The sequence below is a fragment of the Pseudomonas sp. Irchel s3h17 genome, from assembly GCF_900187505.1.
Lineage (GTDB): Bacteria > Pseudomonadota > Gammaproteobacteria > Pseudomonadales > Pseudomonadaceae > Aquipseudomonas.
Window position 1 is genome coordinate 126,613 of record NZ_FYDL01000014.1, and the last position, 7,065, is coordinate 133,677.

Consider the following 7,065-nt stretch of genomic DNA (forward strand, 5'->3'; position numbering starts at 1 on the left):
CCCGATAAAAAACGCCTGCCGCCCCCCTCCCCGCCAAACAAAAGCACCCGCCAACCTGCCACAAAATGCAAAAGGGGATAGTCATTTGCAGGCGAGGTCACTAGGGTAAGCCTTTTCCAGACTGCACTCGCAGATGGGCCTTCGATCTGCAAAGGAATCCACACATGCGCCTCGCTGCCCTACCGCTGTTGCTCGCCCCACTGTTGCTGAGCCCACTGGCCCAGGCTGCCGCCCTGAGCGTCTGCACGGAGGCCAGCCCGGAGGGGTTCGATGTCGTTCAATACAACTCGCTGACCACCACCAACGCCTCGGCGGATGTGCTGATGAATCGCCTGGTGGACTTCGACACAGCCAGCGGCAAAGTGGTCCCCAGCCTGGCGGACAGCTGGGAAGTATCGGCCGATGGCCTGACCTACGTCTTCAAATTGCACCCCCAGGTGAAATTCCACCGCACCGACTACTTCAACCCGAGCCGCGACCTGACGGCGGGAGACGTGAAGTTCAGTTTTGAGCGCATGCTGGATCCGGCCAACCCATGGCACTCCATCGCCCAAAGCGGCTTCCCCCACGCCCAATCGATGCAACTGCCGGCGCTGATCAAGAAAATCGACGCGCTGGACCCACTGACCGTGCGCTTTACCCTGGATCACCCCGACTCGACGTTCCTCGCCACGCTGAGCATGGGCTTTGCCTCGATCTACCCCGCTGAGTATGCCGATCAACTGCTCAAGGCCGGCACGCCCGAGAAACTCAACAGCCAGCCCATTGGCACTGGCCCGTTCATTTTCGGGAGATTCCAGAAAGACGCGTCGATACGCTACAAAGCCAACCGCGACTACTTCGCCGGCAAGCCCGGGGTAGACACCCTGGTGTTCGCCATCACCCCGGACGCCAACGTGCGCTTGCAGAAGCTGCGGCGCAACGAATGCCAGGTCGCCCTGTCGCCCAAGCCCCTGGACGTACAGGCGGCCGCCCAGGAGCCGACCCTCAAGGTCGAGAGCACGCCCGCCTTCATGACGGCATTCGTGGCCATCAACAGCCAGCATCCGCCCCTGGACAAGCCCGAAGTGCGCCAGGCGATCAACCTGGCCTTCGACAAGACCAGCTACCTCAAGGCCGTGTTCGAAGACACCGCGCAAGCCGCCGACGGCCCCTACCCGCCTAATACCTGGAGCTACGCCAAGGACCTGCCGGGCTATCCGAAAGACCTCGCCAGGGCGCGCTCGCTGATGGCCAAGGCCGGCCTCAAGGACGGCTTCAAAACGACCATCTGGACACGTCCGTCCGGCAGCCTGCTCAACCCCAACCCAAGCCTTGGCGCCCAGTTGTTGCAGGCCGACCTTGCGGAAATAGGCATTCAGGCGGAAATCCGGGTGATTGAATGGGGCGAGCTGATTCGCCGTGCCAAGGCCGGCGAACACGACCTGCTGTTCATGGGCTGGGCTGGCGACAATGGCGACCCGGATAACTTCCTCACGCCACAGTTTTCCTGCGCGGCCGTCAAGTCCGGGACCAACTTCGCTCGCTACTGCGACCAGGGCCTGGACAAGCTGATCAACGCCGGCAAGACCACCACCGAACAAGGCGTGCGCAGCAAGCTCTACGAGCAAGCCCAGGCGCAGATCCAGCAACAGGCCCTGTGGCTGCCGCTGGCCCACCCGACCGCCTTCGCGCTGACGCGCAAGGACGTTCAGGGCTATCAGGTCAGTCCGTTCGGACGCCAGGATTATTCGAAGATCAGCTTCAAGCCATAAGTTATAAGCGGCAAGCTCAAGACAGTACGCGTGCTGCTCTGGCTTGCCGCTTGTAGCTTGTAGCTTGTAGCTGCTGTTTCACATCCAGCCATACTCGGCCATCGACAGCGGGTCCCCATCGCCCACGATGAAATGATCGAGCACCCGCACGTCAATCATCCCCAGCACTTCCTGCAGGAGCTTGGTCAGCACCCTGTCGGCCTGACTCGGCTCGACATGCCCCGACGGATGGTTGTGGCACAGGATCACGGCGGCAGCATTGTGCGCCAGCGCGCGCTTGACCACCTGGCGGGGATGAACGCTGGTGGTGTCGATCGAGCCGCGAAACAGTGTCTCGAACGCCAGGACCCGGTGCTTGGAGTCGAGAAACAGGCAACCAAACACCTCGTGAGGTTCATGCCGCAGCATAGCCTTGAGGTAATTGCGCACCTCGATCGGGTTCTTGAGCACCGAGGCACGCCGCAGATGCTCCGCCAAATGCCGTCGCGCCATTTCCAGGACCGCCTGCAACTGGGCAAACTTTGCCGGCCCCAGCCCGAGCTGGCGACCGAACGTTTGCTGGTCCGCCTCCAGTAACGTACGCAGGCCGCCAAATTGCTGCAGCAGGTGCCGCGCCAGGTCCACCGCGCTTTTCCCGGCGACCCCGGTGCGTAGAAAGATGGCCAGCAGCTCGGCATCCGAAAGACTCGCCGAACCCTGCTCCAGAAGCTTCTCCCGCGGCCGTTCCGCCGCCGGCCAGTCACGAATGCTCATAGCACCTCCATGTGTGTGGGCGCCGCTGTTCCGTAGCGGTCGCTGTGATATCGTAGCCCATCTTTTTTGCGGGCGAATTCACCCTGGGGAGGGGGTTTCGCCACGTATGTCACCAACGAATTGAAAGGCAGACCTATGCAGCGGCTGTATCGGAAACGCATCGTTCTGGGCGTCGGCGGCGGCATTGCTGCCTACAAGAGCGCCGAACTGGTTCGTCGCCTGATCGACCAGGGCGCGGAAGTACGGGTGGTCATGACCCGTGGCGGCAGCGAGTTCATCACCCCGCTGACCATGCAGGCCCTCTCCGGGCACCCGGTGCACCTGGACCTGCTGGACCCCGCGGCTGAAGCTGCCATGGGCCACATCGAGCTGGCCAAGTGGGCCGACCTGGTACTGATCGCCCCGGCCACCGCCGACGTGATCGCACGCCTGGCCCAGGGCATCGCCAATGACCTGTTGACCACCCTGGTACTGGCCACCGATGCCACCGTGGCGCTGGCGCCCGCCATGAACCAGGCCATGTGGCGTGATCCAGCAACCCAGGCCAACACCCAACTGCTCGAAAGCCGAGGCTTCAAGGTCTTCGGCCCGGCCTCCGGCAGCCAGGCCTGCGGCGACGTCGGCATGGGCCGCATGATGGAGGCCGATGACCTGGCGCAGTGCGCCGCCGATTGCTTCCAGCACCTGGCGTTGACCGGCAAACACGTGCTGATCACCGCTGGCCCGACCCAGGAAAACATCGACCCGGTACGCTACATCACCAACCACAGCTCCGGAAAAATGGGCTTTGCCCTGGCCGAAGCCGCGGTTGAAGCCGGCGCCCGCGTGACCCTGATCACAGGCCCTGTGCATCTGCCGACACCGGATCGCGTTACCCGCATCGACGTGGTCAGCGCCCGCGACATGCTGGCCGCCTGCGAGGCCGCGATCCCCTGCGACCTGTTCATCGCATCCGCAGCGGTTGCCGACTACCGCCCGGAAGTCGTCGCCCCACAAAAACTCAAGAAAGATCCTACGACCGGTGACGGCTTTGTGCTGCAAATGGTGCGCAATCCAGACATTCTGGCCTCCATTGCCACTCGCCCCGATCGCCCGTTCAGTGTCGGCTTCGCCGCCGAAACCGAACACCTGCTCGATTACGCCGCACGCAAGCTCAAGGACAAGAACCTCGATCTGATCGTTGCCAACGACGTCGCCAACCCGAGCATTGGCTTCAACAGCGAGGAAAACGCCTGCAGCGTGATCGATCGTGAGTTGCACGCCACCCTTTTCGCCCAGACCAGCAAAGGCAAGATTGCCCGCCAGCTGATCACTTTTATCGCCGAACGTCTGAACCAGGTTTAACTCGTATGCACGCTTTGCAAGCCAAGATCCTCGACCCACGCATCGGCAGCGAATTCCCGCTGCCCCAGTACGCCACCCCAGGCTCCGCCGGCCTTGACCTGCGGGCCATGCTGGAACAGGACACCGTCATCAAGCCGGGCGAAACCCTGCTGATCCCCACCGGCCTGTCGGTGTACATCGGCGACCCGGGCCTGGCCGCGCTGATCCTGCCGCGCTCTGGCCTGGGCCACAAACACGGCATCGTGCTGGGCAATCTGGTCGGCCTGATCGACTCCGATTACCAGGGTCCGCTGATGGTGTCCTGCTGGAACCGTGGCCAGACCGACTTCAACATCGTGGTTGGCGAGCGGCTGGCCCAATTGGTGCTGGTACCGGTGGTGCAGGCGCACTTCGATCTGGTTGAAGAGTTCGTTGAAACCGAACGCGGCACCGGTGGTTTCGGCCACTCCGGGAGCCACTGATAACACCCGCGCCGAGACCGGCGCCCCGGCCCGGTCTCGGCACTTTGCTTTGCATTTCAGGATGAACCTTGCGCTGACGCCAACTGAAAGGCTTAACGACCCCAATCAAGGCACTAGACGACGCCGCAGGCAACAGGCCACCCCCATATGGCACTTGCACAGCACGAACTCTCTGCCCAAAACGTCGTCATACCCTTCAGTTTGAACCCGCCGCCGAACTGTTCGCCGGCCCGTCCAGCAACCTTTGAGTTGGAGCTATCCCAGTATGAGCAACACGACCCGAGTCGCCCCCACGTTCCCCGACAGCATCTTTCGCGCCTACGATATCCGTGGTGTTGTCCCAAAGACCCTGACCGCTGAAACGGCCTACTGGATCGGTCGCGCCATTGGCGCCCAGACCCTGGCCCAGGATGAACCGAACATCAGCGTCGGCCGTGACGGTCGCCTGTCGGGCCCGGAACTTGTCGAGCAACTGATCCAGGGCCTGGCGGACAGCGGCTGCCACGTCAGCGACGTCGGCCTGGTGCCAACACCGGCGCTCTACTACGCCGCCAACGTACTGGCTGGCAAATCCGGCGTTATGCTCACCGGTAGCCACAACCCATCGGACTACAACGGCTTCAAGATTGTCATCGCGGGCGACACACTGGCCAACGAACAGATTCAGGCCCTGCATGAACGCCTGAAAACCAACAACCTGACCAGCGGTCAGGGCAGCATCACCAAGGTCGAGATCCTTGATCGCTACACCACCGAAATCGTCCAGGACATCAAGCTCGCTCGCCGCCTGAAAGTGGTGATCGATTGCGGTAACGGCGCAGCCGGCGTTATCGCCCCCCAACTGATCGAAGCCCTGAACTGCGAAGTCATCCCGCTGTTCTGCGAAGTCGACGGCAATTTCCCGAATCACCATCCGGATCCGGGCAAGCCTGAAAACCTGGTGGACCTGATCGCCAAGGTCAAGGAAACCAACGCCGATCTGGGCCTGGCCTTCGACGGCGACGGTGACCGTGTCGGTGTCGTCACCAACACGGGCGACATTGTCTTCCCGGACCGCCTGCTGATGCTGTTCGCCAAAGACGTCGTGGCACGCAACCCGGACGCGGAGATCATCTTCGACGTCAAATGCACCCGTCGCCTGATCCCGCTGATCAAGGAGTACGGCGGTCGCCCACTGATGTGGAAGACCGGTCACTCGCTGATCAAAAAGAAAATGAAGCAAAGCGGCGCCCTGCTTGCCGGCGAAATGAGCGGGCACATTTTCTTCAAGGAGCGCTGGTTCGGTTTCGACGACGGCATCTACAGCGCCGCGCGCCTGCTGGAAATCCTGAGCAAGGAGAAATCCAGCGCACAAGAGCTGTTCGAGACCTTCCCGAACGATATTTCCACGCCGGAAATCAATATCCATGTGACCGAAGAGAGCAAATTCAGCATCATTGATGCACTGCATGACGCTCAATGGGGCGAAGGTGCCGACCTGACCACCATTGACGGTGTGCGCGTCGACTATGCCAAAGGCTGGGGCCTGGTTCGCGCCTCCAACACCACACCGGTGCTGGTCCTGCGATTCGAGGCCGACAACGACGCCGAACTGCAGCGCATCAAGGACGTGTTCCACGCCCAGCTGAAACGTGTTGCACCCGACCTCCAACTACCATTTTGATTTTTTGAAGCGCCTTTCATTGAAGTGCCGGAGCCCTGAATGACCCTCGAACGCGAAGCCGCCGCCAACACCGCCAAGGTCCTGTCCGAAGCGCTGCCTTACATTCGCCGCTACGTCGGCAAGACGCTGGTGATCAAATACGGCGGCAACGCGATGGAAAGCGAGGAGCTGAAGACCGGCTTTGCCCGCGACATCGTGATGATGAAAGCCGTCGGCATCAACCCGGTGGTGGTTCACGGTGGCGGCCCGCAAATCGGCGACCTGCTCAAGCGACTGTCGATCGAGAGTCATTTCATCGATGGCATGCGCGTCACGGACGCACAGACCATGGATGTGGTGGAGATGGTCCTCGGCGGCCAGGTGAACAAGGACATCGTCAACCTGATCAACCGCCACGGCGGCAGCGCCATCGGCCTGACCGGCAAGGACGCCGAGCTGATTCGCGCCAAGAAGCTCACCGTCACCCGCCAGACGCCGGAGATGACCCAACCGGAAATCATCGACATCGGGCAAGTGGGCGAAGTGGTCGGCATCAACACCGACTTGCTGAACTTGCTGGTCAAAGGCGACTTCATCCCGGTGATCGCGCCGATCGGTGTTGGCGCCAACGGTGAGTCGTACAACATCAACGCCGACCTGGTGGCCGGCAAGGTCGCCGAAGCCCTGAAAGCCGAGAAGCTGATGCTGCTGACCAACATCGCCGGCCTGATGGACAAGTCCGGACAAGTCCTGACCGGACTGACCACCCAGCAGGTCGACGAGCTGATCGCCGACGGCACCATCTATGGCGGCATGCTGCCCAAGATCCGCTGCGCGCTAGAAGCGGTGCAAGGCGGCGTGGGCAGCTCGCTGATCATCGACGGCCGGGTACCCAATGCGATCCTTCTGGAAATCTTCACCGACACCGGTGTGGGCACCCTGATCAGCAATCGCAAGCGTCCCTAAGCAACACCCATAAAAAAGGGTTCTTCACGGAATCCCGGGAAACACAGAAACAAGAACGCCGATTTGATTGATGATGTTCGTGCGAGCAAACACATCTAACAAACCGGCGTTCTTATGCGTGATATTAATACTTTCCTTCCTTTTT

General features: G+C 61.5%; 5 protein-coding genes and 1 pseudogene. 5 read left to right on the forward strand and 1 reads right to left on the reverse strand.

All coding sequences use genetic code 11. The features are described 5' to 3' along the window. Positions 1–164 precede the first annotated feature (164 nt). The gene (locus CKW25_RS20495) at positions 165–1,754 is read left to right on the forward strand and encodes an ABC transporter substrate-binding protein (protein ID WP_095081986.1); all 1,590 of its coding nucleotides are present in this window, start codon (positions 165–167) and stop codon (positions 1,752–1,754) included. Between the two features lie 78 nt (positions 1,755–1,832). Here CKW25_RS20495 and radC read toward each other — a convergent pair whose 3' ends face one another. Continuing rightward, positions 1,833–2,507, reverse strand: a complete 675-nt coding sequence (gene radC / locus CKW25_RS20500; RefSeq protein ID WP_095081988.1) for a DNA repair protein RadC — start codon at positions 2,505–2,507, stop codon at positions 1,833–1,835. Positions 2,508–2,642: 135 nt separating this feature from the next. Here radC and coaBC point away from each other — a divergent pair, with 135 nt between their 5' ends. The 4 genes and pseudogenes from coaBC to argB all read left to right on the forward strand — a co-directional run bounded on the left by coaBC (position 2,643) and on the right by argB (position 6,920). Then, positions 2,643–3,851, forward strand: coding sequence for a bifunctional phosphopantothenoylcysteine decarboxylase/phosphopantothenate--cysteine ligase CoaBC (gene coaBC / locus CKW25_RS20505; RefSeq protein WP_095081990.1), 1,209 nt, complete (start codon positions 2,643–2,645; stop codon positions 3,849–3,851). A gap of 5 nt (positions 3,852–3,856) precedes the next feature. Beyond that, positions 3,857–4,312: a dUTP diphosphatase gene (dut, locus tag CKW25_RS20510; RefSeq protein ID WP_095081992.1), complete on the forward strand. Its 456-nt coding sequence runs from the start codon at positions 3,857–3,859 to the stop codon at positions 4,310–4,312. Between the two features lie 274 nt (positions 4,313–4,586). Beyond that, a pseudogene (locus CKW25_RS20520) lies at positions 4,587–5,975 on the forward strand (phosphomannomutase/phosphoglucomutase); the annotation flags it as partial. Positions 5,976–6,014: 39 nt separating this feature from the next. After that, positions 6,015–6,920 (forward strand): acetylglutamate kinase, encoded by a 906-nt coding sequence (gene argB / locus CKW25_RS20525; protein ID WP_095081999.1) that lies wholly within the window; start codon positions 6,015–6,017, stop codon positions 6,918–6,920. Positions 6,921–7,065: the final 145 nt, after the last annotated feature.